A 20,532-nucleotide genomic window follows, 5' to 3' on the forward strand; every position below is an offset into this window, starting at 1 on the left:
GTATGGAGAAGCTGCGCGGTTCGTGGGCGCGATTGCGACTGTCCGCGCTACCGATTCTGCAGTGCGCGGTCGGTGCGGCGCTGGCCTGGTTTATCGCACACAAGATAGTCGGGCACGCGGTGCCCTTTTTCGCCCCGACCGCGGCTGTGGTCTCGATCGGCATTTCGTTCGGCGCCCGGCTACGCAGGTCGGTTGAGTTGGTGGTCGGCGTCGCGGTCGGCATCGGCATCGGCGATCTGTTCATCACCCGCGCGGGCACCGGTGTCTGGCAGATCGCGTTGGTCGTCGCGGTGGCCATGGCGCTGGCGGTATTCCTGGACGGCGGTTCGATCATCACCATGCAGGCCGCCGGTTCGGCGGTGCTGGTCGCGACGCTGCTGCCGCCGTCGGCGGGCGGTGGCTTCTCCCGCATGATCGACGCACTCGTCGGCGGGTTGGTCGGCGTTGTGGTGGTGGCATCGATACCGCTGCATCCGGTGCGCCGGGCCCGCGAGCAAGCCGCGGAAGTCCTTGCGGTCATGGCGAAAGCGCTGCACGAGTGTGCCGACGGCCTCCTCGAACAGGACCCGGAGAAGATCCGTGCCTCCCTGACCGCGGCCCGCGCGACCCAGCCCCACATCGATGGCCTGCGCGCCAGTCTGGAGGGCGGCCGCGAGATCAGCCGGATCTCCCCGCTGTATTGGAATTCGCGTCAGCGCCTCGATCGCATCCGCGCCACCGCCGATCCGCTCGACAATGCTGTCCGCAATACGCGGGTGCTGCTGCGCCGTTCGCTGACCCTGGTCCAGGACGACGAAATCCTGGATCCGCGACTGATCGAGGAAATGGAACGCCTGGCCCAGGCCGTCGAGGTGGTGCGTCGGATGATGCTCGCCGATCCCGGCCAGCAGCCGGATCAGGCCGAGGCCGCCAGGGTGCTGCGCGGTATCGCCAAGGGTGCGCGGCCGGAACTCGTTGTGGGTGCGGGACTTTCGGCCCATGTGGTCTTCGCGCAGATGCGTTCCATGCTGGTCGATCTCATGCAGGTCTGCGGCATGCAGCGCATTTCGGCCATGGCCCTGCTGCCTCCGACGGTCCCGCATCCGCATGTGCCGCCGGAGGTATGAGCCGACTACTCAGCGGATTTCGGACATTTGGTACCGGTGCGGGACAGCGAACGCGGTGCCCGGCACCCGAATCATGATCTTCACGTAGTCCGCTACTCGTGTTCACCCCTGCGCGCGGTCATAGCCTCGAGAGGCAACCGCGGTTTCGAGGGGTAGCGCGGTTGGGACGCTTCGCTCGACGGTGAACCGCCCTACCGGCCATAGGTGTGGTGGCCGGGCGGGTGAGGGCGCGCAGCGGTCGTGCGAAGAGGTCGCCCGGTCCGGGAGGTTGGACCGGGCGACCGGCTAGGTCCAGAACCGCGTCAGCCAGCTGCCGTACCGTGACCAGTCCGCATCGACCCCGGACAACTCGTACAGCGAGTACACCGCGTCGAAGAACACCTTGTTGATCGACGGCGTGAACAGCAGCGCGAACAGGATCAGCATGCCGAACGGCTTGAACTGGTCGAGCGCCCGCCGAGTCTGATAGCTCAGCGACGGCTCGATCACGCCGTACCCGTCCAACCCCGGCAGCGGCAGAATGTTCAAAAGCGTTGCCGTGATTTGCAGAAACGCCAGAAAGCTCAGGCCGTACCAGAAGGCGCGGTGTGAGGTGTCACTGCCGAAGAACCGCACGACCACCAACAACAGCACCGCGCAGAGCGCATTCACCGCGGGCCCTGCACCGCTGATGATCCGCTGCATGCGTGCGCTGACATTGTGTGTGTGCACGTACACGGCACCGCCGGGCAAGCCGATGCCGCCGAGTGCGATGAACACCATCGGCAACACGATCGACAGCAGCGGATGGCTGTATTTCAGCGGATTCAGCGTGAGATAGCCCCGCAACTCCACCTCGCGATCGCCCGCCCGCCACGCCGTATACGCATGCGCGAATTCGTGCAGACACAGCGTGACGATCCAGCCGAATACGACGAGCAGAAATACGCCGAACTTCGCCCGGGTCGACTGCACATCGGCGTCCCATGCGAGCACGCCGCCGGCCACCGCGATCGCGATCACCAGTAGGAATATCGGGCTCGGCCGCCGTGAAACACCCAGTGCGGGGCGGCCGTCTCTCGGGAACCGCATCGTCAACGCACCAGCAGCCAGTCTTCGTGATGCCGATAGAACGACGATCGCGGTAGCACTCGATCGTTGGCGATGCCGTCCCTGGTCACCACGGCCCCCGGCGTACCGAGTTGTGCGGCCCGCCCTTCCAGCCAGCGCCGCCTGCGAATGATGTTCTTCTGCACGCTCGCCCGGACTCCCGGCATTTCCAACATGGGGGAGACGACCATCGCGTTGACCCTGCCGGAGAACAGCAGGGCGTCATCCACATAGGCCTCGCCCTCGAGCTTCTCGCCACTGGGGCCGGTGATCTCAGCCCGTCCGACCAGTACGGTTCCGGTGTCGTCGCGTATCAGCGGGGTTGCGACGGCCCTGCCCTCCACCGCCCGTTTGGCGGCGGCATTGCCGGTGCCGGTCTGGTAGGCGCGCGAGCCGTAGGTCTTGTCTACGGGTACGTACCCGATCTCCACATGCAGTCGCTCGGTCCGCATCAGGTGGGTCAGTACCGAGGCCAGGGCCGCATCGTCGCCGAGCACGATCAGCCGGGGCAGGCTGTCGGCGGCGAGAATGGGCAGTAGCTCATCGATGACGCTGTTTTCGGGGATTGCGGTCGTCTGCGAGAGCGGCAGCGGCGCGAGGGCGATGGGTACCGGTGCGCCGTCGCAACGGAGAACGTGGGTACTCAAACTGCCGTACACCCTCCTCGGTTCGGCCGACAACCCGTCGGTCACCCTCGCCACGTGTCGGCGGACCCCCAGCCGGTCCGCCAGTGCCACGCAACCATAGCTGTGTTTGATCGGCAGCGCCTGCGGCGCATGCGCTTCGGCCACTCGGCCGCGAGACGGGCCGCGAACGTCGCTCGTAAGACTCGCTCCGTTGTGGGTGCCTACACATCGACCGTCACCTGCGATCCGGACGCAGGCCGGAACACAACTGGGCATTGGGTAGACTGTGCTTCCGGCCACCGCCTCAATACGGCAGGTAGCTGCAACAGATGACTGTTGCGCGTCGAACCGTAGGAGACACGACCATGCCGGCAATCGTCCTGATCGGCGCCCAGTGGGGCGACGAGGGTAAGGGCAAAGCAACCGATCTGCTCGGTGGCAGGTTGCAGTGGGTGGTCCGGTACCAAGGTGGTAATAATGCCGGTCACACGGTCGTCCTGCCCAGTGGCGACAAGTTCGCTCTGCATCTGATTCCGTCCGGCATCCTCACCCCGGGCGTGACGAACGTCATCGGCAATGGTGTCGTGGTCGATCCCGGCGTCCTGCTCGCCGAGCTGGCCGGACTCGAGGAGCGCGGCGTCGACACCTCCCGACTGCTGCTCTCGGCCGACGCGCATCTGATCATGCCGTACCACGTGGCCATCGATAAGGTCACTGAACGCTTTCTCGGCAATAAGAAGATCGGCACCACCGGCCGCGGCATCGGCCCGTGCTATCAGGACAAGGTCGCCCGGGTCGGTGTGCGCGTCGCCGATGTCCTCGACGAGAAGATCCTGACCCAGAAGGTCGAGGCGGCGCTGGAGTTCAAGAACCAGGTCCTGGTGAAGATCTACAACCGTCGCGCATTGGATCCGCAGCAGGTGGTGGATGAGGTACTCGGACAGGCGGACAGCTTCAAGCATCGCATCGCCGACACCCGCCTGGAACTGAATCTGGCGCTGGAGCGCGGTGAGACCGTCCTGCTGGAGGGTTCGCAGGGCACCCTGCTCGATGTGGACCACGGCACCTACCCGTATGTGACCTCGTCCAACCCGACCTCGGGTGGTGCGGCGGTCGGCGCTGGCGTCGGCCCCAACAAGATCACGACGGTGCTCGGCATCCTGAAGTGCTACACCACCCGCGTCGGTTCGGGTCCGTTCCCGACCGAACTATTCGACAACTTCGGTGAATTCCTGGCCAAGCAGGGCGGTGAGGTCGGTGTGACCACCGGCCGGGCCCGGCGCTGCGGCTGGTTCGACGCGGTCATCGCGCGCTACGCGACCCGCGTGAACGGCATCACCGACTACTTCCTCACCAAACTGGACGTCCTGTCGAGTCTGCAGCGGGTGCCGATCTGCGTCGCCTACGACATCGATGGCAAGCGGGTCGAGCAGATGCCGACCACACAGACCGAATTCCACCACGCCAAGCCGATTTACGAAGAGATGCCCGGTTGGTGGGAAGACATTTCACATGTCAAGACGTTCGAGGAGTTGCCCGCCAACGCCCAGGCCTACGTCTTGCGCCTGGAGGAGCTATCCGGCGCCCGCATCTCCTGTATCGGCGTCGGACCGGGGCGTGACCAGACCATTGTCCGCCACGACGTGCTCGGTTAGGAGCCGAAACAGCTGAGCCGGTGCGGCCGTTCATCGTTCGTTGTCGTCGATCATGATCCGTGACGAACTAAAGTAAGAGCTATGGCTCGGAACTGGCCGATGATCGAGCGCGAGACCGAGTTCGAAGCGATCCGCGCGGCACTCACCGGAACTGAATATGTCGGTGCGGTATTGACGGGCGACGCCGGAGTCGGGAAGACGACGCTGGCGAGACAGGCGACGGCCGCGGTAGGCGGCAATATCCGGTGGGTGGCGGGCACGGAATCGGCCCGCAGCATCCCCTTGGGCGTATTCGCCCATATGGTCGGCGTTTATACGGCGCACGATCCAGTGACATTCATGTCCGCCGCCCGCGAGGCGCTGCTCGCCGACGGGCACGCGATCATCGGTGTCGACGACGCGCATCTGCTCGACCAACTCTCGGCCACACTGCTGTTGCAGCTGGCCATCGACAAGGCCGCGCATATCGTCGCGACCGTGCGCAGCGGGGTGCAGGTGCCCGACGCGGTCACCTCGTTATGGAAAGACGGCCATCTGCTGCGGATCGATCTCACTCCGTTCACGCAGCGGCAGAGCGTCGATCTGGTGGAGTCGATGCTCGGCGGGCAGTTGGAAGGCTTCACGGCCAACCTGATGTGGGAGTCCTCCGGCGGAAACGCCCTGTTCCTTCGGCATTTGGTGGAGGGCGCGCAGGAGGCGGGTGCGCTGCGGCAAGTGAACGGCGTCTGGCAGTTGCGCGGTCGGGCGGCAGTTACCTCGGAATTGGCTGCGCTACTGGAGGATCGGGTCGAGCAGCTGCCCGAGCCGGTGCTGCGGGTGCTCGAACTGCTCACCTTCTGCGAACCCATCGATCTCGACGTACTTGCCGAACTGGCGGGCGAGGAGGCCGTGGAGGCCGCCGAAACCCGAGGTCTCATCAGGGTTGTCGAGAACACCCACCAGCTGACCGTGCGCTACAACCATCCGCTGTTCGGTGAGGTCATCCGGCGCAGGCTCGGCATCGCCTCGGCCCGGCGGCTGCGCGGGCGGCTGTACTCCTCGCTCAGGGAACGGCCGGTCAATTCCGCGCCGGACCGCATCCGGCTGGCCGAATTGGCTTTGGACAGTGACAAATCCGCCGACCTCGAACTCTTCGAGGCCGCCGCCGCGGATGCGATCGGACTGGCCAATCTGCCGCTCGGCGAGCGGTTCGCTCGGGCCGCGGTGGAACGTCGCGGCGGGGTGGAGGCCGCGGATCTGCTGGCTCGGGCGTTACTGTGGCAGGGCCATCGCATCGAAGCCGAACGCACCCTGGCCAGCTTCGATCCGGATCAGATGAACGAGGTGCAGCTGGCCCGCTGGGGCACTACCCGGGTGTCGAATCTGTTCTGGGCCATGGGCGATGCCGAGCGCGCCGACGAGGTGCTCACGATGCTGCGGAACAAGGTGCATCATCCGAAGATCATCGCGACCTTCGATGGATTGGCTTCGGCGTGTGCTGTCAATGAAAATCGCCTCGATGACGCGTTTTCCGGGGCCGAGGCGGTGATGGAGACCGAAGGCGCGCCACCGTGGGCGATTTGGTGGGCAGCCTTCGGCGGCGGCTTGGCGCTGGCGCTGATGGGTAAGGGTGAGGCGGCGCGCCAGTACGCGGCCCGCGGGCATCAGGTGGAGTCGCATATCGACGGGCTCAACCGGTTCATCTCGACCCACGCCGAAGTCCTCGCACTGATCTGTACGGGTGATCTCGAGGCCGCACGCCGTTGCGCCTCAGGGTATTTCGGCTACTCCGCGCCGGGCCAGTATCTGGCGTGGGGCATGTCGAAGATCTTGCAGGGCACCGTCGACGTGGCACAGGGGCGCTTCCTGGACGGGATCGAACATCTCGAACAGGCATTGGCCGCGCTCACCGCCGAGGGTGCCGCCGCATGGCACATTCCGGCGCGAATCCGGCTGGCCGAGGCGTATTCGGCACTCGGTCGGGCCGCGGAGGCGGCCGAATCCATTGCCGAGGCGGTCGCGCGCGGAGGCAGACACAGCGCGGTCTACGACCCGCAGTTGGAGGTCGCGCGCGCCTGCGCGGCCGCCGCGGAGGGCACCGTCACTCCCGCCATCCGACTTGCCATGGGTGCCGCCGACGCGGCGGCGCGCGCACATCAGCACGCCATCGAGGCCATGGCGCTGCACGCGGCGGCCCGCTTCGGCGACCATTCCGTGGCAGGTCGACTCGCCGATCTGGCGGCCAGGGTCGACGGCCGTCTGGTGCAGGTCCAGGCCCGCCACGCGGTGGCACTCGCCGCCCACGACGGACCCGGTCTCGACGCGGCCGCAGCCGAATTCGAGCGCATCGGCGCCATGCTCTCGGCAGCCGATGCCGCCGCCCAGGCGGCATCCGCCCATGAACGCGCCGGTGACCGCCGCCGTCTCCTCGAATCCGCGGCGACCGCGAACCGTCTCGCCGCGGCCTGCGGCGGTGCGAGCACGCCCGCTTTGCGCCAGGCGGCCCAGCCCCTGCCGCTGACCGCCCGCGAACGTGAAATCGCGAATCTTGTTGCGGCAGGCCTGTCCAACCGCCAGATCGCCGACCGCCTCACCGTCTCGGTCCGTACGGTCGAAGGCCACCTCTACCGCGCCTGCATCAAGATGGATGTCACCGACCGCGAGTCCCTCGGCGCGCTGATGCGCGGTGACTCCTCCGACGGGGCCAGTTGATCCGTCGCGGACTTATCCGCGAGGACATGAGCTCGTCGGTGCCATGGTCTCGGCGGCTGATGTCGCATCCGCGCATGAACGCGTGGGGGACCGCCGCGCCGACGTCGGTGCCATGGTCTCAGGACTGATGTCGCATCCACGCATGAATGCGTGGGTACCGCCGCCGTCTCCTCGAATCCGCGGCCGCCGCGAACCTTCTCGCCCCGGCCTGTGGCGGTACGAGCACACCCGCGTTGCGCCGCGGCCGAATCCGAGGGCCTGCCGCGCGCTCCTTCGGGTCGAAGCAGGGCGGGCGTAGTTCAGTCGGTCGGAGCGGGATGGCGATGTTGATCGGTGATGTGCCAGGTGATGTCGAAGCGGGCGAGGGCATCGAGGAGTTCTTCGGCATCGAAGGCTTCGGCTACCGACAAGGTGCCGGGTTCGGTGGTTCCCTTCGCCAGTCGGAGTGCGATTTCTATCGCTGCCAGAGCTGAATCGCGATAGGAATCGACCCCGCTCACGACGCCGCGCGCCGAATGTCCGTTGGCGTCATAGGCATCCACGACTACGTCGTAGCGGAGGTCGGAGCTCGGATCGTCGGGGAGCGATTCGATGATCTCCTCGGTGAACGAACCGAGCAGGTCGAGGATGGCGGTGTCCAGCACGCCTGCCACACAGGACACATCGGTGTGTCTGGGGATCGTGAGCACCGGTGGCTGTGGGAATTTCGCCACGGCGGTGGGCGCGGTGTGACCCGGGAATGTCATCTCGGCATGACGTGCCGTGGGGCCGGTGCGCAGTTCGCCGTCCTGGAAGTGCCAGCCGCCGCTGCGGAACCAGTCGAGGCTGGCGAACACCGTTTTCGCGCTGCCCTTGGAACCGTTGCCGCCGCTTTTGCTCAGGTGGCTGAGCACGATCTCGACCGGCCCGGTCAGTCGGCGCGCGCTGAGGTGGGCGAGCAGATCGCCCGCCACATTGTTATCGGTGACGCCGGGGATCACCGTCACGCCCGCGGCCTCGGCTTGCGCGCCGTATTCGTCGAAAACCCGCTTCAGGAAAAGCTGTTCGCCGGACAGATCCGTGTAATGCGCCCCGGCCGCGATGGCTGCCGCGAGCACCGGCTCGCCATTGTCCACATACGCGGAGAGGCTGCTGATGACGACGTCCGCGCCTTCGAATGCGGCCACCAGTGCGTCGTGGTCGGTGAGTGCCGCGACTCGGATCTCGGCATCCGGCACGCCCGCGGCTACGGCCGCCGCCCGCATCCGAGATGTACTGCGACCCACCAGGATCGGGGTAATCCCGCGTCGATGCAGCTCGGTGAGCAGGTAGCTGCCGGTGTGGCCGGTCGCGCCGTAGACGGCAATCTTCGTCGTTGTCATGAATAAGATGCTATGGCTGGATCATGAGTAAAAAAATGGCTGATTGCCGCAGTTTGATGCCTGAAACGCTCACGATTCGAGAGGTATGGTGAATATGTGGATATCCTCAGCGAAACCATCGCCGCCATCCGCACCGGCAACCCGACCTCCGGCCTGTTCATCCGGCACGCACCGTGGGGCCGCGCCTATCCGGTCGTTCCCGGCGCGGGTTTCCATGTGGTGCTGCAGGGGTCGTGCCTGGTGGTGCCGACCGGCGGCGAACCGATCGCCCTCGGAGTCGGCGACGTCTTGTTCATGCCGCGTGGCGCCGACCACGATCTGCTCGACCGCCTCGACAGCCCGGTCACCGAGAAGGCACAGCCGGGGGAGCCGCGCGAGATCACCGGACCCGGCGCCCGCACGGCGCTGCTCTGCGGCGCATACGAACTGGGCAGGCAGCGCAGCCACCCGCTGCTCGACGAACTCCCCGAATTCATCCATCTCCCAGCACGTCCCGGTCGGCACCCGTCCTTGCGTGCCGCCGTGGACCTGCTCGCCGCCGAAGTCGCGGAACCGAAACAGGGCAGCGATGCCGCCGTCCCCGCCATCCTGGAGACGCTGCTGCTGTTCATCCTGCGTGCCTGGTTCGATGAGCAGGCCGTCGGCGAACCCGCCACCGGTTGGGCGGGTGCCTTCGCCGATCCCGCGGTGGCGGCAGCACTGCGTGCTGTACATGAGGAACCCGCCCGTCCCTGGACGGTCCCCGACCTCAGCGATATCGCGGGCGTCTCCCGCGCCACCCTGGCCCGCCGCTTCACCGCCACCGTCGGCGAACCACCCCTGGCCTACGTCACCCGCTGGCGCATGCTCACCGCTGCCCGCCTACTCCGCGACACCGATAGCCCACTCGGCACCGTCGCCCGAAAGGTCGGCTACACCTCCGAATTCGCCTTCGCCAAGGCCTTCAAACGCGAATACGGTCAACCCCCGGGCCAATACCGCCGCGCCGCCGACCACCCCCCACTGATCGCCGTCTAACCCCACTCGACCCCAGCACCGATAGGTCCGGTACGGAACCGGGCACCCTGTGTCGGAGCTGGGCACCCCACACACGGGGTGCCCGGCTCACACAAAGGGTGCCCAGCCGGCCGCGGGCCGGTGCGGCTGGGGGTTCAGCTGAAGGGGGTTTTGGGGCGGTCCTGGAGTTCGCCGTCGAGGTAGATGTCGACCTTCTCGTTGTAGAAGCAGGCCAGGCCCGCGATCTTCTGGCTCTCCGGGTGCGGGGTGCGGTAGCCCCAGACAATGTCCGGGTATTCCTTGCCGTCGATGTGGACAGTCCAGTATTCGGCGGTGCCTTTGTAGGGGCAGCTGGTGTGGGTCTCGGACGGTTTCAGTAGATCCAGGCGCACATCGGTCATGGGGAGGTAATACCGTGCGGGGAGGCCGGTTTCGAAGAGGATGCGGGGTGAGTGCGAGTCGGCGATGGTGGTGCCGTCGATTTCAACCCGGATATGGCGGGAGCTGGCCAGGATATCGACGCGGGTGTAGGGATCGCGCGGGTGGACGTAGACGGGCTCGTCCTCTTCGAACCATTCGTCCATGGCGTTCCAGTCCAGGCGGACCAGGTCGTTCAGTTCGGTGAACGGGGAGTCGTGATAGCGCACCGCGGCTCCGGCCGCGGTGGTGCCGTCGACGACCACGTCGTATCCGGTCGCGGTGCCGCGGCTCGGAGAATGCGCGCTGGTGCCGTTCGGCTCCAGTTTCGCGTGCAGATCCGCGACGGGCAGATAGTAGGTCGGGTAGTACGGACTTTCCCAGACCAGGACCGGCCGGACGGTATCGGCGACCAACTGGCCGCCGAGGTAGACCCGGACTCGCTTCTGGCTGGTCGCTAGCTTGACCCGGCCACGGTTCTCATCGGTCATACTCTCCGACCGTACTCCGCGATCCGGCCGGCCGATTCGGCTACCGCGACGTGGGCAGCTGCTGTGGCACCGACTGCTTCAGCGCGTCCAGCAGCTCCTTCATATCGCTTTCCATCCGAGCCAGCCGTTCGATGTCGAAACCGGCGAGCCCCGCCGCCATCGCTTCGCCGAAGGCGCCGCGGGCGCGGGTCAAGCGGGTGCGTCCGGCCGGGGTGAGTTCGACGACGACGGCCCGGGAATCATCCGGATCCTTGCGCCGGGAGGCGTATCCATCCGCGACGAGCTTGCCGATCAGCGCCGTTGCCGCCGGCTGTGAACATCGATCGATGCGAGCGAATTCGCTGACGCGCACCGCGCCGTGTTCGTCGAGCACCGCAAGTGCGCGCATCACGGCTCGCGGCAGATCGTCGCCGCTGATCACCCCGGCCAGCCGGGTCAGCCGGCCCGCGGTGACGAGAAGGTTGACCACGATGTCATCTGCTGTTGCCACCTGAGCATGCTGCACACAATATTATTGCATACGCTAACTATATATGCCAGGGCGGGCACGCGAGCCATCGAACTGCGCGAACGATAGCGCCCCGGGGGAGCGGGACTCCGCCGGGGCGTGCGACTGTCAGGTGGATTGCGTGCGCGGCCTGCGGGGTTGCCCGAACAACTGGGCATCACCGTGTGCGCGCTTGAAGAACAAATGCGCGTCGTGTTCCCAGGTAATGGCGATGCCGCCGTGTAACTGCACCATCTCGGCCACGATGGTCGTGAACGTCTCCGAACAGTGCGTCCGCGCCACCCAGACATCCTCCGCGGCGGAAGGACGGTGCTCCGCCACGGCGACCGTCGCCGCATACGATGCGGATTCAGCCGACTCCACCAGCACATACATGTCCGCCATGCGGTGCTTGAGCGCCTGAAAACTGCCGATCGGCCGTCCGAACTGCACGCGGGACTTGGCATACTCGACCGTCATTTCCAGACACCGTTGCGCGGCCCCGACCTGTTCGGCAGCCACTGCGGCCCAAGCGATCTCATGCAAGCGGGCGATTTGCGCCGGATCCGCCGAACCGAGCCGCCGCGCCGCGACCGCCGCGAACGAGATTTCGGCGAGCTTGCGAGTGGGATCCATGGTCGAGACGGCACGCCGGGTGACGCCCGCGGCGCCCGACTCGACCTCGAACAGGCCGTCCGAAGTCACCACGACAAGTGTGTCGGCGTGCAACCCGTCGAGCACGTAATGCGCTGTGCCGGAAAGTATTCCGTCCTCTGCCCGCACACCGGGCTGATCCCAGCCGGCGGTGCCGGCCCAGCACACCGCGATCGTGCGAGTGCCTTCGGCAACCTCGGGCAGCAGCCGCTGGCAGGCCTCGTCGTGACCGGACAGCAGCACCGCCTGCGCACCGAGCACGGCCGAGCCCAGCATCGGCACCCCGGCCAGTACGCGTCCCAATTCGGTTACCACCAACAGGGATTCGACCAGGCTCGCACCGAACCCGCCGTATTCCTCTGGAATCGCGAGCGCGGCGACGCCGACCTGCTCGCACAACAGCCGCCACAGCGTCTCGTCATAGCCGAGCTCGGTATCCATTGCCGCGCGCACCGCGGCGGATCCGGCGTGCTTGGTGAGCAGCGCTCGGACCGAGGCGACAAATTCCTGATGTTCGGTGCTCAGCCCACCCGTCGCCGGACCGCTACCCCGCATCGAATCGCTACGCGATGTGGTCATTTCGCACCTCGCAGGGCCCGGTCCCGAACCGCCTCGTCGCGCAGCGCGCGGGCAATCCGGGAACGATGCAGATCCGGTGTGCCCCAGGCCGACCGCAGCGCGGTCACCCTGGTCAACCACAGCGACAGGTCGTATTCGGCGGTGTACCCGATCGCACCGTGTACCTGCAGCGCCGCCCGCGCCGCCCGATAGGCCGCATCACCGCAGGCGATCACGGCCGCCGAAACATCACGGCCGCGGGTGACCTCCCCCATTGTCAATGCCGCCCGGTAGAGCAGCGGCTCGGCCAGATCCAGGCCGATCAGCACATCGGCCAACTTCTGCTTGACGGCCTGGAATTCGCCGATCGGCTTACCGAACTGCTTGCGCTGCTTGGCATATTCGGTCGCCGCGGCCAGCAGCGCCCGTCCCGCACCGAGCAGCTGCGCCGCATTGGCCAGCGCACCGGCATCGAACGCGGCCGCGACGGCCTCGAGTACCTGCTCACCCTCGGCGACAACGGCATCGGATTCGACCGCGAACAGCCGCCGCGCCGGATCGACCGATCGCACCGATCCCGCGCGATGTCCGGTGCGGAGCCGATTACCGTCGGCGATCAACACCACCTCGGCGGTGTCGGCATCCAATGCGACCGTGCCCTGCTCGGGGGAGGTGAATGCCAGCGTGCCGAGCGCTGCCCCCTCCGCGAAACCGGGCAGCCAGCGTGCGGCCGGTGCGGTGTCCGGAAGGGCCTGCAGCAGTGCGGGTATCGCGGCCGCCGTCTCGACCAGCGGTCCGGGCGCGGCGGCCCGGCCGATCTCCTGGAATGCGACGACCAGATCGATCGGCTCCGCGCCGATCCCGCCGTGCTGCTCCTCGACAGCAAGACCCAGCGCACCGGCACCGGCCAGCTGCCGGATGAGCGCGCGACCGGGCTCGGGATCGCCCGTGGCCCAGGTGCGTACGGCGGCGGGCGTCCGTCCGGCGTCGAGCAGCTTGCGCAGGCTGGCGCCGAAGTCGAGTTGTTCCGGGCTGAGCGCGAATCTCATCGGCTGGTCCCTCTCGGTAGTCCGAGCAGCCGCTCGGCGATGATATTGCGCTGGATCTCATTGGTACCGGCGTAGATCGGGCCGGATAGCGAGAACAGATAGCCGTCGGTCCACGGCCCCGACCGTTCGGCCGCACCACCGAGCACCTCCAGCGCGGTCTCGTGCATGGCGATATCCAGTTCGGACCAGAACACCTTGGTGATCGAGGATTCCGCGCCCAGCTTGCCGCCCTCGTTCAACCGGGTGACCGTGCCGAAGGTATGCAGCCGGTAGGCCTCGCTGCCGATCCAGGCGTCCACCACCGCATCCCGCTGCGCGGTATTTGTGCGGTCGCCGGTATCCAGCCACAGATCGATGAGCCGCTGCGCGGTGGCGCTGAAGCGGCCGGGGGCCCGCAGCGACAGTCCGCGCTCATTGCTCGACGTGCTCATCGCGACCCGCCAGCCGTCACCGGGTGCGCCGATCACATCGCGATCCGGCACGAAGACATCGTCGAGGAAGATCTCCGCGAATCCGGGCTCCCCGTCCAATTGTGGAATCGGCCGTACCGAAACACCATCCGCGGACAGTGGGAACATGACGTAGGTTAGTCCGCGGTGTCGCTCGGCCTCGGGATCGCTGCGGAACAGCCCGAATGCCCAGTCCGCGAACGATGCTCGCGAACTCCAGGTCTTCTGACCGCTCAACAGCCAGCCACCGGTGGTGCGCCGCGCGGTCGAGCGGATACCGGCCAGATCGCTGCCCGCCTCCGGTTCGGACCAGGCCTGCGCCCAGATATCGTCGCCGCGTGCCATCCGCGGCATGATCCGATCCAGCTGCTCCGGCGTACCGTGCTCGAAAAGTGTTGGCGCCAAAAGGAAGATGCCGTTCTGGCTGACCCGCCCCGGCGCACCCGCGGCGTAGTACTCCTGCTCGAAGAGCACCCACTCCAGCAGCGAGGCATCGCGCCCGCCGTACTCCTGCGGCCAGGAGACGACCGACAGCCGTGCCTCGGCGAGCCTGCGCTCCCATTCGCGATGCGCCTCGAACCCGGCCTTGGTATCCATCGATGGCAGCGGTTCGGCGGGCCTATTGGCGGTGAGGAATTCGCGAACTTCCCGCTGGAATTCCTGAGTCGCCTGATCGAGATCCAGATCCACTACGTTGTCCCGTTCTGCTCGGACGTCGACTCGGCGGCCGCCGTCGCGGTGGCCTTCATCGACTTGGCGTTCATACCGCCGAGCGAATCCGCGCCGACCTCGGCATTGTGCGCATGCGCGAAGTGGTGCAGGCCGAATACCGAATCCATACCCGCCCGCATGCCCATCAGATCCTCGGCCTGATTGACCGCCTTCTTGGTCAGCGCGAGCCCGAATCGCGGCATGGTGGCGATCTTTTCGGCCAGTGCGAGGGTTTCGGTCTCGAGCTGGTCGCGCGGTACGACGCGATTGACCATGCCCCATTCCTTGGCCTGCGCCGCATCGAAGCGGTCACCGGTGAACAGGAACTCCTTCGCCGCGCGCGGACCCATCACCCATGGATGCGCGAAGTACTCCACGCCCGGAATACCCATGCGCACCACGGGATCGGAGAAAAACGCGTCATCGGAGGCGATGATCAGATCACAGACCCAGGCCAGCATGAGCCCGCCCGCGATGCAGGCACCCTGCACCATGGCAATGGTCGGCTTGGGGATTTCGCGCCAGCGTCGGCACATGCCGAGGTATACCTCGACCTCGCGCGCGAAACGCTGGTCGCCGCCGACCTTGTCGACGTGATCCCACCAGAGCGCGGCCTTGTTCTGGTAGCGCACATGGTGATCACGGCCGGGAGTGCCGATATCGTGTCCGGCGCTGAAGTGTTTTCCGTTGCCCGCCAGCACGATTACGCCGACCTCGGAATCCTCGACCGCGCGCTCGAAGGCGGCATCGAGGGCGTAGGTCATCACCGAATTCTGCGCATTGCGGTAGTCGGGCCGGTTGAGCGTCACGATGGCGACCCGGCCCCGCCGCTCGTACGTGACCACGTCCGCCTCGTAGGGGATCCCGGCTTCCTCGGACATTACGACTTCTCCTCACGTAGTTCACGTTTCAGCACTTTCCCGGCGGCGCTATAGGGCAATTGGTCGCGGAATTCGATGGAGCGGGGCACCTTGAAATTCGCGAGCACGGTGCTCGCATGCGCGCGCACCTGCTCCTCGGTGAGCGCCGCACCGGGCTTGCGCACCACGAATGCCTTGCCCACTTCGCCCATTCGGGTATCCGGCACCCCGATGACCGCGGATTCGGCCACCCCGTCGAGCCGGGCCAGCGCCTGTTCCACCTCCGCCGGATACACATTGAATCCGCCGGAGATATACATATCCTTGAGTCGATCGGTGATCTTCAGATAGCCGCGCTCGTCGATCGTGCCGATATCGCCGGTGTGCAGCCAGCCTTCGGTATCGATGGTTTCGGAGGTGCTCTCCGGATCGTTGAGGTAGCCGAGCATGACATTCGGGCCGCGCAGCAGCACTTCGCCCTGCGGGCTCAGTTGCAGTTCGAAATCGGCGATCGGTCGGCCGCAGGTGCCCGCGATGGTCTCGGCATCGTCGTCCGCGCGGCACATGGTGCCGAATCCGGCGGCCTCGGACAGTCCGTAGCCGGTGATGACGACGTCGAAGTCGAGTTCCGAACGCATGCGCTCGACCAGCACCACCGGTACGGTCGCGGCGCCGGTGACGGCCACTCGCAAGGTGCTCAGGTCATAGCTGTCCCGGTCCGGGAAGTCCAGGATCGTCTGGTAGATGGTCGGCGGTCCGGGCAGTACCGTGACCTGCTCTTCGCCGACCAATCGCATGGTCACCGGCACATCGAAGGTCGCCTGCGGAATGATCGTCGCGCCGGTCACCAGGCACGCGAGAATGCCCGCCTTGTAACCGAAGTTGTGGAAGAACGGGCTGACCACGAGATATCGATCGGAGCCGTGCAGCGTGGTGCATTCGGCCCACGCCCGCACCACCGACAGCGCCTGCCGATGCGCCACCAATGTGCCCTTGCTGCGTCCGGTGGTGCCGGAGGTGAACAGGATGTCGGAAATATCCTCGGGGTCAACGGCTTCGGCGCGTTTGACGGCATCGGCCATCGGGACGGATTCGGCTATTTCCGCCAGCTGCGACCAGTTCAGCACGGTGGGATCGGCGGTATCCGACTCGACCGGAATGATCACCACTGTGTCGATCTGCAATTCCGGTGCGGCGGCGCGTAATTCGGCCAGCCGGTCCCGGCCGAGGAAGGTGCCGGCTATGAACAGTGCCTTGGCCTCGACCCGCTCCAGTACGTCGGCGGCCTCATCTGCGACGTAGCGGGTATTCAGCGGCACCAAGGCGGCGCCGGCGTAGTGGGCGCCCAGCGCGGCGACCACCCAGTGGTAGGTATTCGGCGCCCACATGGCGACCCGATCGCCCGACTGCACGCCGCGAGCGATCAGTGCTCGCGCCACCTCCTGCACCGCCGTCAGCAACTGCGCCCAGTCCAGCCGCGTCGCGCCGTCGCCGAGGGCGGGCGCGGTGCCGAAGATGCGCGCGGCATCGTGCAGTGCCATGGGTGTCGTTTGTGCAGGGGTTGTCACGGTTGTCCTCACCGTCGGCGGGGTCTTTTGCTGCTCTTGCTCGATAAAAGCGGTCGGACTCTAACAAAGCAAGTGCTTGGTAGGTTATCCTACCGGCGTGGTTGCTATCCAGACCTCAGATTCCGACACTGCCGCACAGGACGCGCGGTTTTCCGCAGAAGTGCGCGAGTGGTTGGCCGAGAACCTCGACGGCGAGTTCCGTGCGTTGCGCGGACTCGGCGGGCCCGGCCGCGAACACGAGGCATTCGAGGAACGCCTCGCCTGGGACCGGCATCTGGCCGCCGCCGGCTGGACCTGCCTCGGCTGGCCCAAGGAGTGGGGCGGGCGCGCGGCTTCGGTGCGCCAGCAGGTGATCTTCCATGAGGAATACGCCAAAGCGAATGCGCCTGCGCGGGTTTCCCATGTCGGTGAGGAACTGCTCGGTCCGACGGTATTGGCCTTCGGCACCCAGGCGCAGAAGGAGCGGTTCCTGCCGGGCGTCCGGAATGTGACCGAGCTGTGGTGCCAGGGCTACTCCGAGCCCGGCGCGGGCTCGGATCTGGCCGCCATCACCACCAGTGCCCAGCTCGACGGCGACGAATGGTCGATCAACGGCCAGAAGATCTGGACCTCGCTGGCCCATGTCGCCGACTGGTGCTTCGTCGTCGCGCGCACCGAAAAGGGTTCGACCCGACACAAGGGCCTGTCCTACCTGCTGGTTCCCATGCATCAGCCGGGAATCGAGGTCCGCCCGATCATCCAGCTGACCGGTACCTCGGAATTCAACGAGGTCTTCTTCGACAATGCCCGCACCGCCGCGGACCTGGTCGTCGGCGACCCCGGTGACGGTTGGCGCATCGCCATGGGCACGCTGACCTTCGAGCGTGGCATCTCCACCCTCGGCCAGCAGATCCGCTTCGCCCGTGAACTGGCCGATATCGAGGCATTGGCCCGTCGCACCGGCGCGGCCGACGACCCATTGATCGCCGATCGCATCGACAAGGCCTGGGTCGGCCTGCGCGTACTGCGCGCCCACGCGCTGCGCACCATGCAGGACAGCACCGCCGACGACGGTGGACAGGCCTCGGTCTCGAAGCTGTTGTGGGCCAATTGGCATCGCGGCCTCGGCGAATTGGCCATGGCCGTGCTCGGCCCCGCGGGCTTGGTGGCCGATGAACACGATCTCAACGAATGGCAGCGGCTATATCTGTTCACCCGCGCCGACACAATCTACGGAGGCTCGAACGAAGTGCAGCGCAATATCATCGCCGAGCGCGTGCTCGGCCTGCCGCGGGAGGCTCGATGAATACCGCATCGCGTAGCGATTCGATGGAGGGTGGCGGTCGGGTGACGGGTGGGCATGGACCGCTCTCCATTGCGCCGCAGCCCATTCCTGGGCACGGTCTGCTGACCGGACGCAATGCCGTGATCACTGCCGCGGCGGGCACCGGCATCGGCTCCGCCACCGCGCGCCGGCTGCTCGCCGAGGGCGCCGATGTCGTCGTATCCGACTGGCACGAGCGGCGCCTCGCCGAAACCGAGGTCGAACTGAAGGCGGAATTCCCGGAGCGCCGGGTCGCCTCGATCGCGTGCGATGTACAGCGCACCGAACAGGTCAACGAGCTGATCCGCGGCGCCGCAACGGCATTGGGGCGCATCGACATCATGGTCAACAATGCCGGACTCGGCGGTGAGACTCCGGTCGTCGATATGACCGACGAGCAGTGGGATCGCGTCCTGGACATCACCCTCAACGGCACCTTCCGCTGCACTCGCGCCGCCCTCGGCTATTTCCGCGATGCGGGCCACGGCGGTGTCATCGTCAATAACGCCAGCGTGCTCGGCTGGCGCGCGCAATACGGCCAGGCCCACTACGCCGCCGCCAAGGCCGGTGTCATGGCCCTGACCCGCTGTAGCGCCGTCGAGGCCGCCGAACTCGGCGTCCGGATCAATGCCGTCGCTCCGAGCATTGCCCGACACGCCTTCCTCGACAAGGTCAGCTCCACCGAACTGCTCGACCGACTCTCCGAACGCGAAGCCTTCGGCCGCGCCGCCGAACCCTGGGAAGTCGCCGCCACCATCGCCATGCTGGCCAGTGACTACACCACCTATCTCACCGGCGAGGTGGTGTCGATCAGCAGTCAGCGCGCCTGAGCGAGGCGACCGCGACGGCGCCCTCCACCGAGCGAACACCCAGCGCCGCAGGCGCTGCCAATGGCGCAGCGCAGTTGTGCGATCGCTTTCCGACCTCTGCCATCGGTCCGGCAAGTGGGCTTCTGATCAGGTAAAAAAGGCCGAGACGCGGCATATCCGGGTGTGCCATGCTGGGAGTGGTCGAATCCCGCACTCCCCTAAGGGGCGATGGCTATGGGGCTGGATCGCCCAGATGCCCGCGAACAACTGGAACTCGAATTGGTGCGCGAGGTCGTGCTGGCCAGGCGAAGGCTGGACAGCATGGTGCTCGCGGCGCTCACCCTCGGTGCCGAACTCATGGACCACACGTCCGAGCGCGCGACCGCGACCCGGGCCGCTCAGATTCTCGAGCAATACGCGATCGACGAGAACGAGGTCGCCCGCGATCCGCGCGGTGCGTTGCGTGCCGATATGGCGCGCGATCACGAACGCGCCTGCCGCATCGGGCTGACTGCCGCCGCGAGCGGATCCGAACGGGACCGCAGACATCGGCGGCAGACGGCACTGTTGTGTGAGGTGCGAGCGGATCTGCTCGACGTTATTCGCAAATGCCGCAAGTTCCGCTTCGATCGCGTGGCATTCGCCGACGAGATCGCCCAGGGCCTGTGCGCCGCGACGGACAAACTCGTCGTCGGCGCGGATATGGAAACCTATCGAGCCTGGCAGCGCGGCATGATCCTCGAGCTCATCGAGGAGCCGGTCCCGTTCGGCCCACCGCGCGTCATGGCCACCGTCGATGCGGGCCCGGATCGCGGTCCGCTGACCGTCGAATGGGACAGCTGTGAGCGCAGGCTCGCGCTGGTGGCGCGGATGGCACGGGCGGGCGTATCCCCGGTCGTCATCTGCGACCGACTGCTGGCGGATCTGTCGGTGTCGTCACCGCTGCGGTATTCGATGCGCTGAGAGCCACCCTAGCCCAAGCAAATGCTTGGTTGTATTATGAGCCGTGTGACCGCACCAGACGCCTCGAAATCAGCACGGCGCAATGAATTGCTCGCACTCGCGGCCCAACTGTTCGCCGAACGTGGACTGCGTGCGACCACCGTGCGTGATATCGCCGATGCGGCCGGGATTCTATCGGGGAGCCTCTATCACCACTTCGATTCCAAGGAGTCGATGGTCGACGAGATTCTGCGTGGCTTCCTCGACGATCTGTTCGGGCGGTACCGCGAGATCGTGGCCGCCGGGCTCAGTTCGCGAGATACCTTGGAGGCCTTGGTGATCGCGTCCTATGAATCCTTCGACCGCTCGCACGCCGCGGTGGCGATCTATCAGGCCGAGGCCAAGCGCCTGCGCGATTCGGAGCGGTTCACCTATATCGCGGACTACAACCGCGAATTCCGCGAGCTGTGGCACCGGGTATTGAGCAATGGCGTCGAGGACGGCAGCTTCCGGCCCGAACTCGATGTCGAACTGGCCTACCGGTTCCTTCGGGACACCGTTTGGGTTGCGGTGCGGTGGTACGAGCCCGGCGGCTCGATCACCGTCGAGAACCTCGCCAAGCAGTACCTGACCATCGTGCTCGACGGCCTCACCGTGCCATAGCCAGATCGGCGGTCGCGGGCCCTCCGTGGTTACCCGAGCTGCCGCCC

At 66.5% G+C, this 20,532-nt stretch carries 18 protein-coding genes; 8 read left to right on the forward strand and 10 right to left on the reverse strand.

Annotated features, from left to right (window positions below):
• Positions 1-2: 2 nt before the first annotated feature.
• The gene (locus AB0L58_RS05635) at positions 3-1,106 is read left to right on the forward strand and encodes an FUSC family protein (protein WP_364381552.1); all 1,104 of its coding nucleotides are present in this window, start codon (positions 3-5) and stop codon (positions 1,104-1,106) included.
• 285 nt (positions 1,107-1,391) lie between these two features.
• Here AB0L58_RS05635 and AB0L58_RS05640 read toward each other — a convergent pair whose 3' ends face one another.
• On the reverse strand, positions 1,392-2,177 hold the full coding sequence (locus AB0L58_RS05640; protein ID WP_364381555.1) for a site-2 protease family protein: 786 nt from the start codon (positions 2,175-2,177) through the stop codon (positions 1,392-1,394).
• Between the two features lie 2 nt (positions 2,178-2,179).
• Positions 2,180-2,842, reverse strand: a complete 663-nt coding sequence (locus AB0L58_RS05645; RefSeq protein WP_364381558.1) for a hypothetical protein — start codon at positions 2,840-2,842, stop codon at positions 2,180-2,182.
• A gap of 344 nt (positions 2,843-3,186) precedes the next feature.
• Here AB0L58_RS05645 and AB0L58_RS05650 point away from each other — a divergent pair, with 344 nt between their 5' ends.
• Entirely contained in the window at positions 3,187-4,476 is a 1,290-nt protein-coding gene (locus tag AB0L58_RS05650; protein ID WP_364381561.1) for an adenylosuccinate synthase, read from the forward strand.
• Between the two features lie 81 nt (positions 4,477-4,557).
• Entirely contained in the window at positions 4,558-7,167 is a 2,610-nt protein-coding gene (locus AB0L58_RS05655; RefSeq protein WP_364381564.1) for a LuxR C-terminal-related transcriptional regulator, read from the forward strand.
• Between the two features lie 299 nt (positions 7,168-7,466).
• Here the strand turns inward: AB0L58_RS05655 and AB0L58_RS05660 are convergent, their stop codons facing one another.
• Positions 7,467-8,528 (reverse strand): saccharopine dehydrogenase NADP-binding domain-containing protein, encoded by a 1,062-nt coding sequence (locus AB0L58_RS05660; RefSeq protein ID WP_364381568.1) that lies wholly within the window; start codon positions 8,526-8,528, stop codon positions 7,467-7,469.
• 96 nt (positions 8,529-8,624) lie between these two features.
• Here AB0L58_RS05660 and AB0L58_RS05665 point away from each other — a divergent pair, with 96 nt between their 5' ends.
• Positions 8,625-9,545, forward strand: a complete 921-nt coding sequence (locus tag AB0L58_RS05665; protein ID WP_364381571.1) for an AraC family transcriptional regulator — start codon at positions 8,625-8,627, stop codon at positions 9,543-9,545.
• A 134-nt stretch (positions 9,546-9,679) separates the two neighbouring features.
• Here the strand turns inward: AB0L58_RS05665 and AB0L58_RS05670 are convergent, their stop codons facing one another.
• The 7 genes from AB0L58_RS05670 to AB0L58_RS05700 form a co-directional block, all read right to left on the reverse strand.
• The gene (locus AB0L58_RS05670) at positions 9,680-10,432 is read right to left on the reverse strand and encodes a DUF427 domain-containing protein (RefSeq protein ID WP_364381574.1); all 753 of its coding nucleotides are present in this window, start codon (positions 10,430-10,432) and stop codon (positions 9,680-9,682) included.
• Between the two features lie 40 nt (positions 10,433-10,472).
• Complete coding sequence (locus AB0L58_RS05675; protein ID WP_364381577.1) at positions 10,473-10,922, reverse strand: MarR family transcriptional regulator; 450 nt, start codon at positions 10,920-10,922, stop codon at positions 10,473-10,475.
• Positions 10,923-11,048: 126 nt separating this feature from the next.
• The gene (locus AB0L58_RS05680) at positions 11,049-12,128 is read right to left on the reverse strand and encodes an acyl-CoA dehydrogenase family protein (protein ID WP_364381802.1); all 1,080 of its coding nucleotides are present in this window, start codon (positions 12,126-12,128) and stop codon (positions 11,049-11,051) included.
• Positions 12,129-12,148: 20 nt separating this feature from the next.
• The gene (locus AB0L58_RS05685) at positions 12,149-13,180 is read right to left on the reverse strand and encodes an acyl-CoA dehydrogenase family protein (protein ID WP_364381580.1); all 1,032 of its coding nucleotides are present in this window, start codon (positions 13,178-13,180) and stop codon (positions 12,149-12,151) included.
• Entirely contained in the window at positions 13,177-14,319 is a 1,143-nt protein-coding gene (locus AB0L58_RS05690) for an acyl-CoA dehydrogenase family protein (protein WP_364381583.1), read from the reverse strand. Before AB0L58_RS05690 ends, AB0L58_RS05685 begins: the two co-directional genes overlap by 4 nt.
• Positions 14,319-15,221: an enoyl-CoA hydratase gene (locus tag AB0L58_RS05695; protein WP_364381586.1), complete on the reverse strand. Its 903-nt coding sequence runs from the start codon at positions 15,219-15,221 to the stop codon at positions 14,319-14,321. Before AB0L58_RS05695 ends, AB0L58_RS05690 begins: the two co-directional genes overlap by 1 nt.
• Positions 15,221-16,768: a FadD3 family acyl-CoA ligase gene (locus AB0L58_RS05700; protein ID WP_364381589.1), complete on the reverse strand. Its 1,548-nt coding sequence runs from the start codon at positions 16,766-16,768 to the stop codon at positions 15,221-15,223. Before AB0L58_RS05700 ends, AB0L58_RS05695 begins: the two co-directional genes overlap by 1 nt.
• 97 nt (positions 16,769-16,865) lie before the next feature.
• Between AB0L58_RS05700 and AB0L58_RS05705 the strand changes: the two genes are divergently transcribed.
• The 4 genes from AB0L58_RS05705 to AB0L58_RS05720 all read left to right on the forward strand — a co-directional run bounded on the left by AB0L58_RS05705 (position 16,866) and on the right by AB0L58_RS05720 (position 20,485).
• Positions 16,866-18,053 carry an acyl-CoA dehydrogenase family protein gene (locus tag AB0L58_RS05705; RefSeq protein WP_364381592.1) on the forward strand — a complete coding sequence of 396 codons (1,188 nt, stop codon included), beginning with the start codon at positions 16,866-16,868 and terminating at the stop codon, positions 18,051-18,053.
• Between the two features lie 23 nt (positions 18,054-18,076).
• Positions 18,077-18,901, forward strand: coding sequence for an SDR family oxidoreductase (locus AB0L58_RS05710; protein ID WP_364381805.1), 825 nt, complete (start codon positions 18,077-18,079; stop codon positions 18,899-18,901).
• Positions 18,902-19,114: 213 nt separating this feature from the next.
• On the forward strand, positions 19,115-19,843 hold the full coding sequence (locus tag AB0L58_RS05715) for a hypothetical protein (protein WP_364381595.1): 729 nt from the start codon (positions 19,115-19,117) through the stop codon (positions 19,841-19,843).
• Between the two features lie 36 nt (positions 19,844-19,879).
• Complete coding sequence (locus AB0L58_RS05720; RefSeq protein ID WP_364381598.1) at positions 19,880-20,485, forward strand: TetR/AcrR family transcriptional regulator; 606 nt, start codon at positions 19,880-19,882, stop codon at positions 20,483-20,485.
• Positions 20,486-20,532 lie beyond the last annotated feature (47 nt).

Origin of the sequence: Nocardia sp. NPDC052112, assembly GCF_040680135.1 — a bacterium.
Taxonomy (GTDB): Bacteria; Actinomycetota; Actinomycetes; order Mycobacteriales; family Mycobacteriaceae; genus Nocardia.